The organism is Novosphingobium fuchskuhlense (assembly GCF_001519075.1).
Taxonomy (GTDB): domain Bacteria; phylum Pseudomonadota; class Alphaproteobacteria; order Sphingomonadales; family Sphingomonadaceae; genus Novosphingobium; species Novosphingobium fuchskuhlense.
The window spans coordinates 1-17,059 of the sequence record NZ_KQ954245.1 but is presented as its reverse complement, the minus strand read 5'-3'; the positions used below and the strand labels follow the sequence as shown (position 1 = coordinate 17,059).

At 57.8% G+C, this 17,059-nt stretch carries 10 protein-coding genes; 3 read left to right on the top strand and 7 right to left on the bottom strand.

Translation table 11 applies throughout. The features are described from left to right. Window positions 1-46 precede the first annotated feature (46 nt). Window positions 47-292: a hypothetical protein gene (locus AQZ52_RS09830; RefSeq protein ID WP_067909862.1), complete on the top strand. Its 246-nt coding sequence runs from the start codon at window positions 47-49 to the stop codon at window positions 290-292. A gap of 244 nt (window positions 293-536) precedes the next feature. On the opposite strand, the gene AQZ52_RS09825 is transcribed toward AQZ52_RS09830, so the two are convergent. Together AQZ52_RS09825 and AQZ52_RS09820 are read right to left on the bottom strand one after the other, a co-directional pair. After that, window positions 537-860, bottom strand: a complete 324-nt coding sequence (locus tag AQZ52_RS09825) for a hypothetical protein (RefSeq protein WP_067909860.1) — start codon at window positions 858-860, stop codon at window positions 537-539. Between the two features lie 14 nt (window positions 861-874). Continuing rightward, complete coding sequence (locus AQZ52_RS09820) at window positions 875-2,164, bottom strand: hypothetical protein (protein WP_156424891.1); 1,290 nt, start codon at window positions 2,162-2,164, stop codon at window positions 875-877. 90 nt (window positions 2,165-2,254) lie between these two features. Between AQZ52_RS09820 and AQZ52_RS09815 the strand changes: the two genes are divergently transcribed. Continuing rightward, a complete protein-coding gene (locus AQZ52_RS09815) occupies window positions 2,255-2,560 on the top strand; it encodes a type II toxin-antitoxin system RelE/ParE family toxin (protein WP_205626461.1) in 306 nt (101 codons plus the stop codon). Window positions 2,561-2,577: 17 nt separating this feature from the next. Beyond that, window positions 2,578-2,868, top strand: a complete 291-nt coding sequence (nadS, locus tag AQZ52_RS09810) for a NadS family protein (RefSeq protein ID WP_067911945.1) — start codon at window positions 2,578-2,580, stop codon at window positions 2,866-2,868. 541 nt (window positions 2,869-3,409) lie between these two features. Here nadS and AQZ52_RS09805 read toward each other — a convergent pair. The 5 genes from AQZ52_RS09805 to fliP all read right to left on the bottom strand — a co-directional run. Continuing rightward, on the bottom strand, window positions 3,410-14,497 hold the full coding sequence (locus AQZ52_RS09805; RefSeq protein WP_082697758.1) for a DUF6531 domain-containing protein: 11,088 nt from the start codon (window positions 14,495-14,497) through the stop codon (window positions 3,410-3,412). Between the two features lie 182 nt (window positions 14,498-14,679). Then, window positions 14,680-15,009, bottom strand: a complete 330-nt coding sequence (locus AQZ52_RS09800) for a hypothetical protein (protein ID WP_067909847.1) — start codon at window positions 15,007-15,009, stop codon at window positions 14,680-14,682. A gap of 7 nt (window positions 15,010-15,016) precedes the next feature. After that, window positions 15,017-15,577: a tetratricopeptide repeat protein gene (locus AQZ52_RS09795; protein ID WP_067909844.1), complete on the bottom strand. Its 561-nt coding sequence runs from the start codon at window positions 15,575-15,577 to the stop codon at window positions 15,017-15,019. 3 nt (window positions 15,578-15,580) lie between these two features. Next, complete coding sequence (locus AQZ52_RS09790) at window positions 15,581-16,324, bottom strand: sigma-70 family RNA polymerase sigma factor (protein WP_067909841.1); 744 nt, start codon at window positions 16,322-16,324, stop codon at window positions 15,581-15,583. Continuing rightward, on the bottom strand, window positions 16,321-17,059 hold a 739-nt coding region (fliP, locus tag AQZ52_RS09785), incomplete at its 5' end, for a flagellar type III secretion system pore protein FliP (protein ID WP_067911941.1). The genes fliP and AQZ52_RS09790, both read right to left, overlap by 4 nt.

Sequence of the window (17,059 nt, the reverse complement as noted above, 5' to 3'; positions counted from 1 at the left end):
AGCCCGCGCTATTGAAAACAGCGCCTGCTTCGCATAACATTCCATCATGGAATCTAGCCCGCATCCAGAATTGATAGAGTCGGCTCTCTGCCGTCAAATCACCCAAGACGGGGTGCCGCTCACCATAAACATTGTGCGCATTGCGACTGAACCCGGTTGGTCGCTGGAAGTCGTCAATGCGAAGGGGACTTCGATCGTTTGGAACGACACTTTTGCTACGGATCGGGAAGCCGATGCTGCGTTCCGCAACGTACTCGCGGAGGAAGGGGTTCAGGCTTTCTTAGACACCTGACCAAATCTGGAGCCAGCTCAGATCGTTTTGTGACGCAGCACTCTCCGGATAGATTTTCAAGAAAGCGCTCAATTCACATTGCTCGCATCATCCGGAAGGCGGCTGGGTAAGACGGACGGGCACCGCTGACGAGCGCCGTGTACGGTCTGTGGCCACGGGGCTTGATCAGGATAACGGCGGGCGTTGACGAAGGGGGAAATTTGGGGGATTTAGGAGAGTGGCACCGTAGTTCCCTCATGCGCCTTTACAGGTCCTCATGTCGCAAAAGGGTGATGGCGTCACCGCTTTCGGCGAGAGCATCATGCAACTCATTTGAGCGCATCGTTTCATTAACATAGAGAAGTAATTTGCTGTTCGGAAAGCTGTCTTCGGCAGGCACGTCCTCGAATGGATCACGATTTTCCTTGAGCATGAAATGCTCTCCGGCCTCATCACCAAATGTGTAATATGTGCCACCATGGTAGGTGCTTTCCCGCTCTTCAAACGAGCACATAAGCAACCTCTCAAGGATAGCTTTTGCGCCGGCCAGACTTTCAGCCTCTATCTCATAGAGATCATAGAAAGACATTTCTTCACCCCTTTCTAGTGCGGCAGGATGATGCTGGGTGCACGCTGCAGAGCAGATTCAGTAGTGCGGTAGATCATGAAGATCACCGGCCTTCCAGCCTGCGCACTCATTTGTAGGGACAAGTCTCGGAGCCCAAGCACCTTCAAATCACGCGCGGTGAGCGGACCCGTTCGCGTGCCGTTTGAACGCAGTCCGATGCCAGCACTTTTAGCAGTTTGGAACAACGAATCCCCAGACAGCGCAACGTCAAAGTCGCTCACTCGGCCAACATCGAACGGAGCGCCGGTCCTGAAACTCTTACCCGTTACCGCGCTTCCTTGAAGAATTGCGTTCGCATCCGCATAACCGGCCTCCGACAATCCACCGCGTAGACTCTTACCGAATTGCGCAAACTCTTCAAGGTTCGCAAATCCTCGGGGGATCGCGCTGAATCCGCCCTTGAGCGCTCCCAAACCACCCAAAGCGATGCTGCCCGCCAAAACGAACCCAAGGCCGCCAGCTTGGCCCTTTTCAGCGGACCACATCTGCGGTCCCGTCATTTTGCCAGCGATGTAACCCGACGCCTCATCCTTGAAATAGTCGAGCGCCATGCCGGCGAGATATTTGCCGGGGGCAACAACCGCAAACGCCCCGTCAGCGAGCGTCAACGCAGTCCCGACGCCGGGATGATCCTGAATAAACTGGCCAACGCCCTGCTTGATTGCGTTGCCCTGCTCACCAACGCATATGCCAGCATTGTCAAGGGTCGAGCCAAGTAGAAAGTCACGGCTTCCGGTCACGGCGATCTCGCCCATTTGGGCCGTGGGGCTAGCCGGATCGACATGATTTAGGAACGCTGCGACATCGGCTTCACCGCTGTTAGCCTCAAGCATGGCACGCGCAGCCCTGTCAAAATTAGCTCGCGCCTCCCGGCTGCCAGGATGCTTCGCCGCAGCCAGCCCCGCTTCTCTGTAAGCTGCAACTTCGGCAGTAACTCCGAACTTCTCTTCGAACGCGGCCGCACTACGCTCCACTCCTGCTCGCCGCATTGCACGTTCTTCGCTCGCACTTGCGATCCCGTCGGCGACGAGATTTCCGATGGTATTGGCGAGTATACGTGCCCCGACGCGGGTTTGGCTGCGGTGGCGGGTTTTTCCGAAGCGATACAGTGGCTTGTTGGAGCTCCACGCGGGCACAAAGCGGCGCGCGCGGATTTTACCCCCTGATGCGGTTTTGGGCGCAAGGGCTGCCAGCGGCTGAGACAGGGATGATCGCGAAGCCCCCTTCATGACAGAAGGTGTGGCGCGCACCGGAAGCCTGGTCAACACCGGCTTGCTTTTTGGGCGTCATTGACGTATATGATTGCGGTGAAGACGCTTCCGATCTCCGTGGCCGAGACGCAGGCATTCGCTCGCTTGGCCGAGAAGATCTGGAGCGAGGACGAGCGCGCTGAGCTGATCGATTACGTCGCCCATAATCCCGAGGCTGGCGATGTAATCCCAGGCACCGGCGGGGTGAGGAAGCTGCGCTGGGCGCGTGCAGGCAGCGGCAAGCGCGGCGGGGCGCGGGTGGTCTATTTCTACTACCGGCCCGATTGCCCGCTCTACCTGCTGGTGGCTTACGCCAAGGCGCAGGCCAGCGACCTGAGTGCGGACGAGAAGAAGGTGGTGGCCGCCTTCGCGGCGACGATCAAGGCCGCAAGAGACCCTGGGGTGGATTGAGCGTAAGGAGCATGGCGATGTCGGACTTTGGCAAGGACCTGATTGCGGCGATGGAAGAGGCCGCCGCGCATGCCCAGGGCAAGGGCAAGGTGGCGCGCGTCCATAGCATTGAGGTGCCCGACGTGCGCGCGATCCGCGAGGAGCTGGGCCTGTCGCAGCAGGCCTTCGCCGACGCCTACCGGATTCCGCTGGCGACCCTCAAGGGCTGGGAACAGGGCCGTCGTCAGCCTGACGCTACGGCCAGCGCCTATCTCTCGGTGATCGCCCATCTGCCCCGCGAAGCCCGCGACGTGCTGCGCGCGGCCTGACCGTTCGGGATCATTTCCCGGATCAGGAAGGGGCTGCGATGCTGCGCATCGAGCCGGGTATTCAGATACACACCCCACGCACGCGTGCAGCACGGGATTTGGCGGGTACGGTCTGCATGCGCTGTAGATGATCCTGCGCGTGATGCATGCGCTCGGGGGGCATGCGGGCTGAGCGGCAGAGAGAGGGTCTTTGACGAAAAAGGTAATTGAAATCTATAAAAATATCACAGCAATATCCGAAATAACAATCTTCATTTTTCATGCATATAAGCGTCATACCCAATTACAAATTTCTGACATATAGGATACACGTCATCTCGATTGTCTCTAGTTATTTTCCCCCATCCTTTTGGACTTAAGAATTTCTCGACCGCGTAACAAGGAACGCCGAGAGAAACATCGCAATTTTTACTGCTAACTTTTGCCAAGTCTCCCAAAATTAATTTTTCTTTATAATCACAACTGTAGACAAATCCTATATTATAAGAATATATAATTGCTCCGGCTATGAATGCAATTGGTAGAATTTTAAAGAATTTATTCATTTTTTATACGCCTCAACCAGAGCCTTTATCTCCTGCGGAAGCAGATGTCCGCTTGAATTCGAATAAGGATACATCACGCTAGCCTCAAAGCTGCTATGAGACATCCCGAGCCAATGCAGTAATTCGTGCGGCACATCATGGGCAAAACTTGTGTAGTTACGAGGGTCGACATGCAGAGATCGATCCTGCGGATCAAAATACGCCAGCGCTCCACCACCGATCGAATTGTCCACATTGATTTTCATATACGGTAATTCATTACGAGTCATATAGGGACTATTTGAAGGAGCAAAATTCTCGTAAATACTTGCTTCATGAAAATTCAGATTTATCTTGTAAGTATTACCATCAAATCCATTTACAGACATATTAACACCCTTCAAATATGGCGCGAGATATGCCGCGTCCACATTTTTCCGAGTATAATTCATGATGTCAATCGCAACATCTCCCTGGATAGTAAAGGTTTTCCTTCCAGTCTTGTCGATTTCACTAGTGACGAAAATTCCAGGGGCTCTTTCTAACCCTTTTCCATAGAAGGGCTCAGAAAAACCTCCATTAAGTATTGGAAAACCATGAATTTTATCATCATAAAATATTGCGGGCAGCTCATTGTATACTTCTGACGCACCTAGTGGTGCCACATTGCGACCATTCGCCAGTTGGAGCCCCTGACCAACCCCAAGCCCCTGTGCATACAGACTGCGAATATCCGCATCTGAGACCCCAGCCTTCAGCATCTCTTTGACATGCTGCCGCTGTTCCGGGGTAGCTCCATCGGGCAACAGGCTGGCCGCATGGGCGTTGCGGTCCAAGCTGGCTATGCCATCCGCCGCCAGATTCCCGATGGTATTGGCGATCACATCGGGCAGGGCCGCCATGATGTTGTCGCCAAAGTCGGTGCCATCGATCACGCTGCGCGCGGCGGCGTTTGCGATGCCGCCCGCCACGTTGCGACCCAGTTGTTGCCCAAAATTACCGGTTTGCCCAGGTGGTATTTTAAGCCATCCGCCAACAGCCTCACCAAAGCCTGCTCCGATACCCGCAGCTGCCACTCCGGTCCAATCAAAGCGGTCTTGCAGGCCAGTCGCAACACCGATTCCTTGAGAGATGGCGCTACTAACGGCCCCCTTCAATGCGGCGTCAATGATCGCGCTCTTGATGCCTAGCGAACCAAACGTAGTAACACCCGCCTTCGACACGCTGCTAAACAAGCCACTTGCCCCAAGTCCACCACCAACAGCACCGCCAATGGCGCCCAATGCAACACCTTTCCAGCTGAAGCTATCTTGCGCACCTATTGCCAAACCGAAGCCTTGACTGACCACACTTGCGAGCGCACCAGTGACTGCGCCGCCAATAATACCTCCGCCGATTGCGCCAGCACTGCCGGCAATTACGGCACCCCCAGCAGTCAAACCGCCAAGCGCGCCCTGAACTGCAGAGATGATTTCAGGGCCGGCATAAATAGCAACGACCACCGCAACCAAGAGAACCAATATCTGGCCGAATCCCCCACACCCGCCATGCTTCGGCGGCGCGACTGCCGTCGGCGCGGTATCGCCGATGGCCTCGTTGGGATCATAGACCCGGTAGGTGCTGGTGTTGTTGTGGCTGTTGTGGACCTTGTTGGGCAGGATCAGCGATTGCCCGCCGACCAGCGTCTCGGTGCCGTCGAGCCCGTTGGCGTCGGCGATCATATACCAGAAGCTGGCATCACCCCACACCGCCTGCGCGATGGAAGTGAGCGTATCCCCCCCCTGCACCACATACCGGCTCGAGGTCGAGGCGTAGCTCAGCCCATTGATCGGGTCGTAGCTTTGGTCGAAGTCGGCATAGGATGTGCCAGTGGTTGCTCCATTGCGGAAGGCACCATTGCCGGCACTTGCTGCTGTGTGCTGTGCGATCGAGGTCGCATAATCGACATCGCTCGTCCCGTTGTTCGAGATATCGCCCACGCCCATTCCGTTAAAGTAGTAATGGATCTCCTTCGGATCGCCTTGGGTCGTAGTGTTGTCGCTCTCCTGACGGGCAAGGATCTGGCCATTCACATCCGTGACGAAGTTCACCGTGCGAGACCGGCCGTCCTGGATATAGACCGACTGCAGGTGCCCGCTCTGGTCGTAGTTGAAGGTCGAGGTGTTGTGCGTCGAGCCGGAATCGTAGTTTGTGAGCGACTGCATTGCCCCGCCCCACCAGACGAGCGTGTTGGTGCTCGCGCTACCGGTTTGCGAGGTGCCGTTCTTGGTCACAGCTGTGGAAGATAGCGTAACCGCGCCGCCCATGTAAGTGCCGCCGGTTGTCACGCCTTTCCCGGTCGTATCGGCATTGTAGTAGTAGGTCGTGCTGTTAACGAAGGTATCGGTGCCCTGCAGCGAGGTCACGACATCCGAGGTGACGAGGCCTTTGTTGGAGTAGGTTGCGGTGCGCTGATAGACCGCGTTGGTTGAGGGATTCGTTGTTACGTAGCCATTGACATTGTATTCGCGATAGTCGGTCACCCGGCCCATCGCATCGCGCATAAAGCGCGTCCTAACGCCGCCATTGATATTTACGCTCGATAGATAACCATCGTCCGAATACGTGTATATCTCCGCATTGACACCGTTCGAATAATAGTCCGGTAAGGCTATGCCCTGTCCAGTATATCGCTCAGTCTGAATGCTATAGCTATAGCTAGTGTCCTTGCTTCGATTTCCAGCCTTGTCCCATTCTATTTCGTGCCCTTGGCCAAACCCATTGCCAGTCCCGACTGCGCCAGTTGGAATAGGCATACGATAATTTGATCTGATCGTGGCATTCGCATTGCCCCGAGCCAAGTCTCCGACCAAATTCTGGCCCGATGCGTTGGTCTGAACGTACCCTGAGCTATCAGTCACTACAAGGATGCCCCTGGTTGTGACGAACCGGTTCATCGCATCATAGCGATACCAGTAGTCCTGGGTTGTGGCTGTAGCCGAGACAGCGCCCTGATCGTTGATTGTTCGGTATGATGCGACCATATGGCGGATGTCGCCGCCAAGGTCATATTCCCAGTCGATTTGGGTTGGACCGTAGCCGTTGACCCCAGTGTCACTATGCCCATTGTCGGCCAGGCTAGTCATGCGGCCGGCGGCATCCCAGGTGACGTAGGCATGCTGGTGCCGTATGGCGGCGTTGGTGGTGGTCACGCCGGTCCAGAAGTTGGTGCTGGTTGTGGTGCCTTCATACCCTTCGAAGGTCCGGTGGTTGTCGGCGTCGTACTGGTAGGTCGCGGTGATGGTCGAGCCGTAGTAGGTCGTGCCGTAGCTCGACACCTGGCTTTGCATCATACCGGTGTTGAAGTAGGTCCAGGTCACGGTCTCCCCCAAGGCCGTATTGACGCGTCCAACAAGGCGGCCGGAGAGATCGAAGGTGTAATCGTAGTTGTGCCCGCCGTAGTCGATCATGTCGATCGTGTGGCCGAAGTAGTCGGTCTTATCGGTGCGGGTCTTAAGAGATGAGTTGGTGGTAACCTTGCTCCAACCACCGAAGGTGCCCAGACCCGACGTGACGAGGGTCCCGTCCCAAGTGTAGCTATAGGACGTGGTATCGCCGCCCAGATCGATCTGGCTCGTGACCCGGCCCTGGACATCGTACGCCGTGGTCTCCGTTACCGTGCCGCCAAGCTGGCTGTTGGTGTGCAGGATTCTGTGACCGAGGTTATCGTAGTCGTAGAAGTCCTTCAGCTGCACTGCCACTGCGCCGGTCAGGTCGTTGCCTGGCGATCCAGCGGCCCGGATCTGGTGGTCCTGCTCGATCAACTGGCCGAGCGCGTCGTAGAGGTAGCTCTCCGTCTTGCCGACCTCGTTGATCGTGACCTTAAGGTCGTGGTGCAGGTCGTACTGGCGCTCCAACATACCTCCATCCGCATGATACTCCTTCAGCACCAGCGCTTCATCGTCCTTCCCGTAGCCGGTCCCAGCCAGCAGCGTGCGAGTGTTCAGATTGCCGTTGGCATCCTGCACACCCACAACCCGGCCCGAGGCGTCATAGAAGTAGTTCTCCGTGGGGCGTGCTGATGCAACCGTCCCGTTCTCGGAGGTCCAGTTTACCGCGGGCAGCTCGCGTTTGATCACCTTGCCCAGCGTATTGTACGAGTAGTTTGACGTGTTGCCGCGTGCGTCCGTTTCGCTCGCCACTTCGCCGAAGGCGTTGTAGCTCTTGAGATTCTTGTAAGGGCTCGTGCTGTAGGTGCCGAGGCTCGTTCGGTCGCGCAGCGGCATGCGGGTCTGCGTGAGCTGGTTGCGGCCATCGTAGAGGGAATGCGTGACGATCATGCCCTGCACGACCACCGCGCCCACGGTATTGGCGCCATTGTTCGTCAGCAGGTTGATAGCGGCCGTGAGGTCGAGCTGGGTTTTGCCCGCGATCGGATTGAGCGGATCCTGCGCCCAGACATAGTTGTTCAGCAAGGCGTCGGTGGTGGTGATATCCGCGGTCGTCAGCTTGTCCTTGCCCGACGAGGTAATGTCGAGGGTCTGGTTCCCGTTCTCGTCGTAGACGTAGAGGTCGACCGTGCCGTCGCCTGCAGTCGTGCGCCACATGTGCCCGGCATTGTCGTACGAGAACTGGTCTTGGTAGGCGCCCGCTGTGATCTGTGCGCTCGTCAGGTTCATGCCGCGGCCGACAACTTCACCATAGGCGTTGTAGGCCATCTGGGTCGTGTCGCTGTTCGTAGCCTTGGCCCACGTCGCACCGGTTACCGTTGCATAGCCCTGCGTGGTCAACCGGCTCGCCGCGTCGTAGGCGTAAGTCATCGCATCGTAGGTCGTATCACCAGCCTTGCGCAGATATTTCTCCGCGACCTTGTTGCCGGCGCCGTCATAGTAGTAGGTCCGCACGACGTTATCTGCGTTGGTCAGCGATTTGAGCTTGCCGCTGGCATAATATTGGTACTGCGTCGCGCGCCCGTTCTCGTCGCTGCGCGTCAGATTGCCCAGTCCATCGTACCAGAACTGTGTGACCGGTGCGTTCGTCAGATCAATGATTGCGCCGGTCGTCTCATTGTATGAACCGGCAGGCAGGTCGGTTTCTTTCGTCATCCGCCCCATGTTGTCATAATCATAAACCGTCTTGTCGCCCGTCGCCTCACGCTTCGACTTGACCTCGCCAAGCTCATTGTAGGTATAGGTGATGACGGAGGTGGCGGTAGCCGTAGTCCTTACACCGGAGGTCGCGTTGATCGTGGTCGCCTGTACGCCATTTCTCACCTCGGTCAGGCGACGTCCCATCCGGTCGTAGGTAAAGTGCGTGGCGCGGTCATTGGCTGCATCGGTAAACAGATAGACAGTAGACGTTGGCGTTACGCCCGGAGCATTGACCTGAGGTGCCGCGGCTGTGGTGACTGCCCCAACCACCCCATTGGCATAACGCACTTCATCGACAGTGTTGCCATCCTCGTCGAGTTTCCAGGTCGTCAGGTAGTTCTCCCGGTCAACCTGTTCAGTCTTGCGATTTAGCTTGTCGTAATAGAAGTAGGTGTTGTCCCCCCGACCATCGGTCTGACGGACAAGATTGCCCGCTGAATCGTAGAGGTTCGTAGTCGTGATATCCGCGCTTAGGTTGTAACTGAACGCTGTGCCGGAGTAAGAACCCACCAACACGCCAGCCACTTTGGTCTCGGTCAACCGATCCAGCTTGTCATAGGAATAGTTTGTGGTTCGAAGGATCGAGCCACCTGCTGGCGCAGCGGCCGGGCGCGCGGCAGTAGCGGCAATCGTGACCTCAACACCATAGACGCTGGCGGCCTGCACGTTGCCGCTCGCATAGTAGCTCCAATGCGTCAGCGTGCCCTTGTCGATTGTACTGCCAGCCTTGAACTCATCCGACTTGCGCCCCAGCCTGTCATACCAGGCCAGCGTGCGGCTGAGCGTCGTCGTGCTTGTGCCGATCGTGGTCTGAACAAGCGTCTCGGTGACATTTCCAAGGCTGTCGTAGCGCGTGATCGTCGTCGTTGTGCCAGTGCCTTCGGTCAGTACGCCACTCGCGTTGGGATAGAGAACCGGCACCGCCGTGCCGCTGACGGAGGACAGGCGGTTGTTGCGATCATAGCCGTAGCTCGTGCTGCGGACTTCGGTGAGACTGAATGCCTCCACCATCGTCTTGCGATTGCCGAACCCATCATAAGTATAGGTATTTACGACACTGCTCGACTGCTGCGTGCCAGTCCGATCCACCGAGGTCATCGACATGGTCTCGCTCGTCATGAGACCACGGTGATCGTAAAGGTAGCTCGTTGTACCACCGAGCTTGTTGGTCTTGGTGTCTATTCCGCCAAACGCAGTATACGTCTGGCTCTCGTACTTGCCCTCCGCGTCTGTCGTCTTCTTGAGCCGCCCAAGCCGGTCGTACTCGAACGTCGTCTTCGCATCCGAGTTTGCTGACAGCGTTGGGTTTGGCACCAAGGTCGCGGCAGTGGTAACCGTGTTGGCATAACGCGTAACCGTCCATACCGCGCCGAAGCACGTATAGGTTGTCCCGGTGACGTAGTTCTCCGCGTCCCGCGTCCACAGAACGCGGCCCATAAGGTCGAAGTAGCTATACGTCGTCGCATCCGAAGAGGATGTCGTCACCGCAGGGGCACTGGTTTTGTCCGTAGAGATTGTTCTGGCGGCATATCGCGTGACGCTGGCGACCTCGCCGAAGCTGTTATAGCTCGTCTTGGTGACGTAGTCCTCGGCATCGCGGTTGCTGGTCACCCGGCCCATAAGGTCATAGTAATTGTAGGTGACGTTGAGGCTCGGATCGGTGGCGCTGACCACATTGCCGAGACCGTCGTAGGTGTAGCTTGTGATGGCCGCGATGCTTGTGCCCGCTGCCTCGGTCTTCGAGCCGACCCGGCCCGCCAGATCATAGGTGTAGCTGGTGACAACCGCGTCTGCGGTCCCATAGGCGGCAGTCTGCTTCCAGATTTCGCCCGTCGCGAAGTAGTCATAGTGGGTGACTACCCCGAGCGCATCTGTGACGTTGCTCAGCCGGCCGAGTTGATCGTAGCTGCGCTGCGTCCGGCTGTAGGCGAGGGATGCCTTATCAATTGCAATTGCAGCAGTGACGTCGGCCATTTGCGAGGCGTCGGTGAGGGGAACACTGTTGTCATAGCTGGTTACTGCTGTGACCCGGCCGTCTTCGTCGTAGCTGGTTTCTCTTACATTGCCTTCGCCGTCGACCGCATAGACGAGCCGCCCCCGCGCGTCGTAGAAGCTTCGCGTAACCCGGATGTCCGGTGCCAATGCAATCGTGGTCGTGGCCCCCGAAGGTGTCGTGGCAATCCAGGCGTCCATCGTTGCCGCCGAAGGCAGAGCTGTCGTCGGTCGGGTCTTGGAATAGCGCGTGCTGCGGATGGTATTGCCCGCGCCGTCATAAGCAAAGCCGGTCACTCCGCCTTCGCCATCGATTGTGTAGGCGACCTGCCCCTTCAGGTTCACAACCGCAAACGTTTGGCGGTCGTTGCCACTGCTGGCCAGCGTGACCAACAGTGCCTTGACGTTGTCGAAGGTAAAATCGGTCGTCGTGCCAGGAAGCGTGTTTGCGTAACGGGTCGTCGTGGTCCCCTCGCCCGACCGATCATAGTCGTACTGCGTCACAGATCCAAGCGCATCGACCACGTAGCGCAAGACCTGCCCGTCATAGATATAGCGGATATGCCGTTCGGACCCCGCCTGGCCAACCACATTTGCCCGCAGATCAGCGAATGATGCGCTGGTGCGGACGACCGCAGCCCCTGCAGCGTTGGTGAAGCTGCTGGCCGCCTGCTTCTCGTAATGGATCTCGTCGATCTTGCGTCCAGACTCGTCGTAGACGATTGCAGCCAGTCCGCCGTAGCGGTCCATTGATCCGATCAGCCGGCCCTGCTTGTCATAGAAGCTTCGCGTCTGGTTATATGCGCCTGCGTAGGTCCAGTCCGAGTAGGCTGACGTCGGCAAGAGCATTGTCGCCCGGGGCGTGCCGGCCTGGAGGCCGTTTGCTGGGTCCGCTAGTGTTGTAGCGCTAAGCCGGTCAAAGTACTCGGTCTGGCGCACCAGATTGCCGCTCTCGTCGTAGTCGAGGCGCGTCACCGCCCCGTCTCCCGCGATCGTCTCGATTACCCGACCACCGTTGTCGTAGATCCTCCAAGCCCACTCGTCACCCACTGCAGCAACTGGCCGGATGTCCGCAATACCAAGCGCCGTGTCAGGATTGAGCAGGGAGATCAGGTTTGCCGCTGTGACGCGAGTTGCGTACCGGATCGTCGCTATAAGTTGGTTGTCGGCATTGTACCGATACTCCACCAGCGCCCCGTCCGCCGCCACATCACCGGTCTTGCGCCCGGCGTTATCGTAGACCGCGTAGCTCGCGTATCCCCTTTGATCGAACGTCACACGAAGACGCCCGAGCTTGTCGTAAAGATTCCCCGGCGAGCGCTGCACTATCGGCGCTGAGAGGATCACAGTATTGCCTGCGACCGCGCCGGCGCCCGAGTTACCGACATAGACGATCGCCTTGGCGCTCTCGGCGGCAGCAAAGCGCCGGACGATCCGGACTCGCGTCTCGGTCGTCGTCGACAGCCCGCTCACATCGAAGAGCCCGCCAGCGGCCTGCACCAGCGTACCCGGCCCGCTCAAGATCGTTGCTATGGAGTCGCCATTGGCACCCCACGAACTTGTCGTACCGCTGATCCCAATACGGTCGTTTGTGTTCGGACCTGTCGCTGCCTTGAGCGTGATCTCGAAGACTACTGTATCGTTCGCGTTGACGGCTTGCGCAGCGCTAACCGCAGTACCACTCGTGCCGGCAGCCAGCACCGTGTACAAGTATGCCGCATTGCCCGCGACCGCGGTCGATGTGGTCCGCGTGGCACCGCTTGAGGTCCATTGGCTGGAACTGGAAAGATCGGAACTGAGGTTTGCCTGACTATCGCTCTGCGCGATCAGATCACCAGCCAGATTATACAGCGACGTCTGCACCAAGCCACTCGCCAGCGTCACAACCGTCGTGCTCGACTTGTCCTGGAAGGACACGGTCGTCACGCCAAGATCAGCGCCCATCGTGCCGATCATTCGGCCCATACCGTCGTAGACATAGCTGGTGATATTTTGGGTGCCGTCGATAGCCGACAGCAGGCGCCCGGCCTGGTCGTAAACGTACTTCTCCTGGCTGTAGCCGTTCGTCGTCGCAGCTGCGCCAGTTGTGGCGTCGGCACCGCCGTACTTTGTCGCTGACAGCAGACCGCCGCGCGCGTCATAGCCATAAGCCGCGATCTCGATCCAGTTACGATCCGGAATGGCCCCAAGCTGCGCCGTGACCTGCGCCTCGGTTGGCGCACCGCTCACCGTCGTACCGAAGTCATAGCGCCACTCGGGATAACCGACCTCTGACGCAAGGATTCCCGCCGCATTATACCGGTACTCGGTTACCTCGCTCTGCTTGTGAACAACCCCGGCGACCGTGACATCTTCCGGAGCGAGGAGCTTGAAGCGCAGATGCCCCTCAGCGTCATAAACATAGCTGGTCGTGTGAGAGGCAGAAGCACCATATGCCACCGTGTCATCGGAGGCGGTCGTTGTCTCGCTTAGCAGGAGGTTGCGAACATAGAGGGACGCGTCGACAAAATTGCTTGAGGGAGTTGCCGCGCTGTATGCAAACACCGCAGCGTCGCTCTTGCGGATGCTGCCGTAGACCCGCGTAGTTTGATTGCCGAGCTTGTCTGTAATCGTTGTTGGTAGACCGTTGGCGATATACTCTGGAGGCGTGGCAATATTTTTGTAGTCAGTGTAGGCCGTGACCTTGCCCAAGGCATCGGTCACCTTCCACAGAGTTCCGTCAGCGTTGTAGGTAAAAGAAGTGGTCTGAGCGCTTGCTGTTGCTGACGCAGGTGGCATGGTTATTTTAACCAGATTGCCATTGGCATCTGACTCAAGTGTCGTTGCAAGCAATGTGCCCTGCTGGGAAGGATCCGTCACCGTTGTCACGATCCCGCCGCCAGTCCGGTTGGCATAGACAAACGACGTTGCGCGGGTCACGCCGCTTGCAACCGTTTGAGTCAGCGTCTTGACCCGCATCACCCCATCATGAACACCGCTGCAAAGATCATCATAGACTATTGTCAGGCTCGAGCCGTCTGACTGGGTGATCGAAGCCACCCGCTTAGAGGTCCCGTCATAAGTGTAGGTGGTTGTGTATACCGAACTGCCAGGCGTGGCGGTCGTCCCAGGTGTCGTTGTTGTCCCTGGGGCCAGATCGACCGTGACCGTGCTGAGCCGATTTGAGGTATCATAGGTGTAGAAAACCCGCGTCGTTGCCGTGGTCGAGGTCGCAAAGGTCTGGACCGATGCGAGATTATTGCCGTTCCAAGTATACTTGACCCACTCGCCATTCGAGTTCGTGATGCTCGTCAGTTGTGTGCCCGTATAGGTGTAGGACAGCAGCCGACCATCCCTGTCGGCAATGCTCTGAAGCTGCCCACTCGCGTTGTAAGTCTCAACCGATCCGGTGTTCCCGTCGGTCCACTTCCAGACTGACGCGCTGACCTTCACGATCGTGTCGAATGCCGGCGCAACCTCGCTGTCCCAAAGGCCCTGCGCCGGATCCGACCACTCGGTTCCCGAAGCAAACTGCCGCGTCTCGACTGCGCCAGTCTCGGTAACCTCAAGCGATACGCTACTGCCACCCGCAACCGAATACTGGTCTATCAGGCTGTGCGCCCCTGCCCCATCCTTGGCCACATAAGCGAGGCGCGCCGGATCCCAGGCATAAGTGATCTTGGTCCCATCTCCCGAAACTCTCGTGAAGACATCGGTCGCCAAGTCGTATGTCAGATGACGATCTGTGCTCTGGCGCCAATTGTCGCCATTGTCATCGGTTGCGTCGCCAAGACTGTTATACGTGCGTACGATGCTGACGTCTGGTCCAAGGCCGACAAGGAACTCGTCCTGCTTCTCAATGACCAGGTCGCCTGTCGCGCCGTTGACAAAAACGCTGTCGCCGGAGCGGCCCTGCACCGCATCGCCCATAACGCCAAGCGCCCCCAACTTCGTGACCGATGAGCGCTCAAGCCCAACACTCCCACCCGTGAAGATCGCAACCATGCAACAGCCTCCAAACGCTCAAAGGCATAGGCACAGCGCCTAAACCTTCCCGCTCGGACACAAATCGAAACATTGAGAGCAAAGTTTAGAAAAAAATTTTGATCGATCGAGATTTCGGCCTGGACGCAGCCCTTTCTCCCTACGACGTAGCTTTTCTGTCATGGGCTAGCAGGCCCAACGTGCTAGCCTTCGCCCCGTCCTAGCAGGACCTCGGATTGGGCAAGAAGCTCCAGCCCCGCAGGTGAATCCTCAAGGATCGCAAGAACGCCTTGGACAACCCGGTCAAAGGCCGGATCACCGACAAGTGTCTCCCCGAGGTTTTGCGCAAGCAGGCCGCGAACCAATGCTTTTCGGAAGCTTCGTTGGTCGAGCGTGCGCACGGAGGCCATCGCCTCAACCCGTTCACGCGGCGTGGCCGAGCGCGCCTCCAATTGAGGTTTGCGCCGCTGGGCCCTTTCAAGGCGCTCCTGAAGCAGAAGCAGGACCTGGTCGGTTGCCGTGATCCTCGACATGGCTAGATCAATGCAGCCGGCCAGAGCCTGTCAACTGACCCAGCAGCAAACTGGTGGCGGACATGGAACTGTCAGCGCTCCCAGCGACAGGTCCGGCCGATTCAATCTGCCTGACACGGCCAATGATCAGGTGCATGTCGCGATTGAGTGGGGGATTATCCTGGTTCGAGGCAATGCCCGCTTCAAGCTGCGCGATCGTTTCGGGAAATTCGTCTCGGATCAAATGCGTGAGGCCGCCAACGAACAACCTGAGATAGTGGCCGTCGGGAAGGAGGGCTATAGGTCCCCATACCGACAGCGCTTCAGCTGCCTCACCGGAGGTGAGCAGAAAAAAGCCCAGCTGAAAGCGGGCAATAGCAAAATCAGGCGCAAGCTTCACCGCTTCGCGGAACGAACTGAGCGCCTCGATAGGTCGTCCGATCCCTGCAAGGATCGATCCACGCAAAAAGTGAAGCCGCGGGTCTTCGCGATACTGCTGGATAAGCCGGTCAAGGCGCAGCAGTTCATCGCCGGTCTCGTTCTGAACAGCCTGCATCACATCAGCGAGGTCTTGGTCGGCACATAACATGGTTCATCTCTCCTGGAAATGCCTGAGCCTGCGACGCAGCCGCTCGATAGCAGACCGGTGAAGCTGCGATATACGTCCCCGCGTAAGCCGCAACAATTCAGCGATGGTCGCGAAATTCAAGCCGTTTTGATAGTGATGCTGGATCACGGCGCCCTCGTTTTCAGGAAGGCTGGAAATCTCCTCCGTAAGCGCGGCCTGGGCCTGACGCCAGGCCAGACCCTCATAGACGTTGACCCGATTGTCCGCTCCGTCTGCTGACTCTACTATCCCCGTATCATCCAGCATGATCCCGATAGCCAGATCAAAGGCGAGGTCCGCCAATTGGTCCAAGGCGTCACCAGAGATTTCCGCGGCTTGAAGAGAAACGAGGCGTTCGCGCCGGCTACGGCGCATGTGGCCAAGCTGGGCGGTCATATCCGACATTCGGGCCATACCATCGGTGATATTTCCCGAGATGCGTGGGCGTGCGAATGCGCTGAAAGGCACGCCCTTGAGCGGATTGAAGCGATCGAGCGACTGTAGAAGTCCCTCAAATGCAAACTGATCGAGATCACCGCGTTCAATCGACCGGGTCTGCTGGGCCTTGAGGTATTTGGCGGCAAGTGCGCGTGCCAGAGGCATATATCTGGTGAACAATGTCTCCCGGCAGCGTTCATTGCCTTCAAAACGGAGACGCCGCCAGAGCGAGGCCTCGACCCGGTCGGGGTCGCTCACGATTTCGACGCCCTGGTCGCGCTTGAGCTTCATCGGAAGCTCCCAAGGACGCCCTGAATTACAAGGCTCCAGCCATCGATAAGAACGAACATCAGCAATTTGATCGGAAGGGAAATTGTGGCTGGCGGAACCATCATCATTCCGAGCGCAAGGAGGATCGCCGAAACCACCAGGTCGATCAGAAGGAACGGCAGAAGAATGACAAATCCGATGGTGAAGGAAGCGCGCAGCTCATTGATAATGAAAGCAGGAGCGAGCTTGGTTAGCTCAACATCCTCGGGGCGAGTGGGCAGCGGCGCGTGCGCGATACCGTAAATCGCCTCGATATCCCTGTCGCTCGTTTGGGCGAGCATGAACTTTCGCAAGGGCTGACTTGCCTTTGCAAGTGTCTGCTCGACGGTCAGTTTGCCAGCAAGATAGGGTTGCAGCGCGTCGTTGTTGAGTGCTGCTGTGGTTGGCCCCATCGAAAAGGCAGTGAGGAACAGCGCCAGGCTGATGAGAACGGGATTTGGCGGTGTTTCCGGCATGCCGAAGGCATGGCGCACCATCGAGAGCGTAATGATGATGCGAATGAAGCTCGTCATGCTCAACAGGACTGCGGGGATCAGCGCGACCAGCGTCAGAATGACGACCGTCCGAACGATATCGGAACCACCCGCTACCGGGCCGAGCGGGGTAGCCGCTGCGGACGGAGCGGTGGCACCTAGAGCAAGCGAGAGCAAGGTGAGCGCCATTACGTCGGCATGTCCGTAGTCGGAACAGGTTCTT

Bases quoted from the DNA above. Each gene is read 5' to 3' on its own strand.
- AQZ52_RS09830 (WP_067909862.1), top strand. From the start codon at position 47: ATGGAATCTAGCCCGCATCCAGAATTGATAGAGTCGGCTCTCTGCCGT.
- AQZ52_RS09825 (WP_067909860.1), bottom strand. From the start codon at position 860: ATGTCTTTCTATGATCTCTATGAGATAGAGGCTGAAAGTCTGGCCGGC.
- nadS (WP_067911945.1), top strand. From the start codon at position 2,578: ATGTCGGACTTTGGCAAGGACCTGATTGCGGCGATGGAAGAGGCCGCC.
- AQZ52_RS09805 (WP_082697758.1), bottom strand. From the start codon at position 14,497: ATGGTTGCGATCTTCACGGGTGGGAGTGTTGGGCTTGAGCGCTCATCG.
- AQZ52_RS09800 (WP_067909847.1), bottom strand. From the start codon at position 15,009: ATGTCGAGGATCACGGCAACCGACCAGGTCCTGCTTCTGCTTCAGGAG.
- AQZ52_RS09795 (WP_067909844.1), bottom strand. From the start codon at position 15,577: ATGTTATGTGCCGACCAAGACCTCGCTGATGTGATGCAGGCTGTTCAG.
- AQZ52_RS09790 (WP_067909841.1), bottom strand. From the start codon at position 16,324: ATGAAGCTCAAGCGCGACCAGGGCGTCGAAATCGTGAGCGACCCCGAC.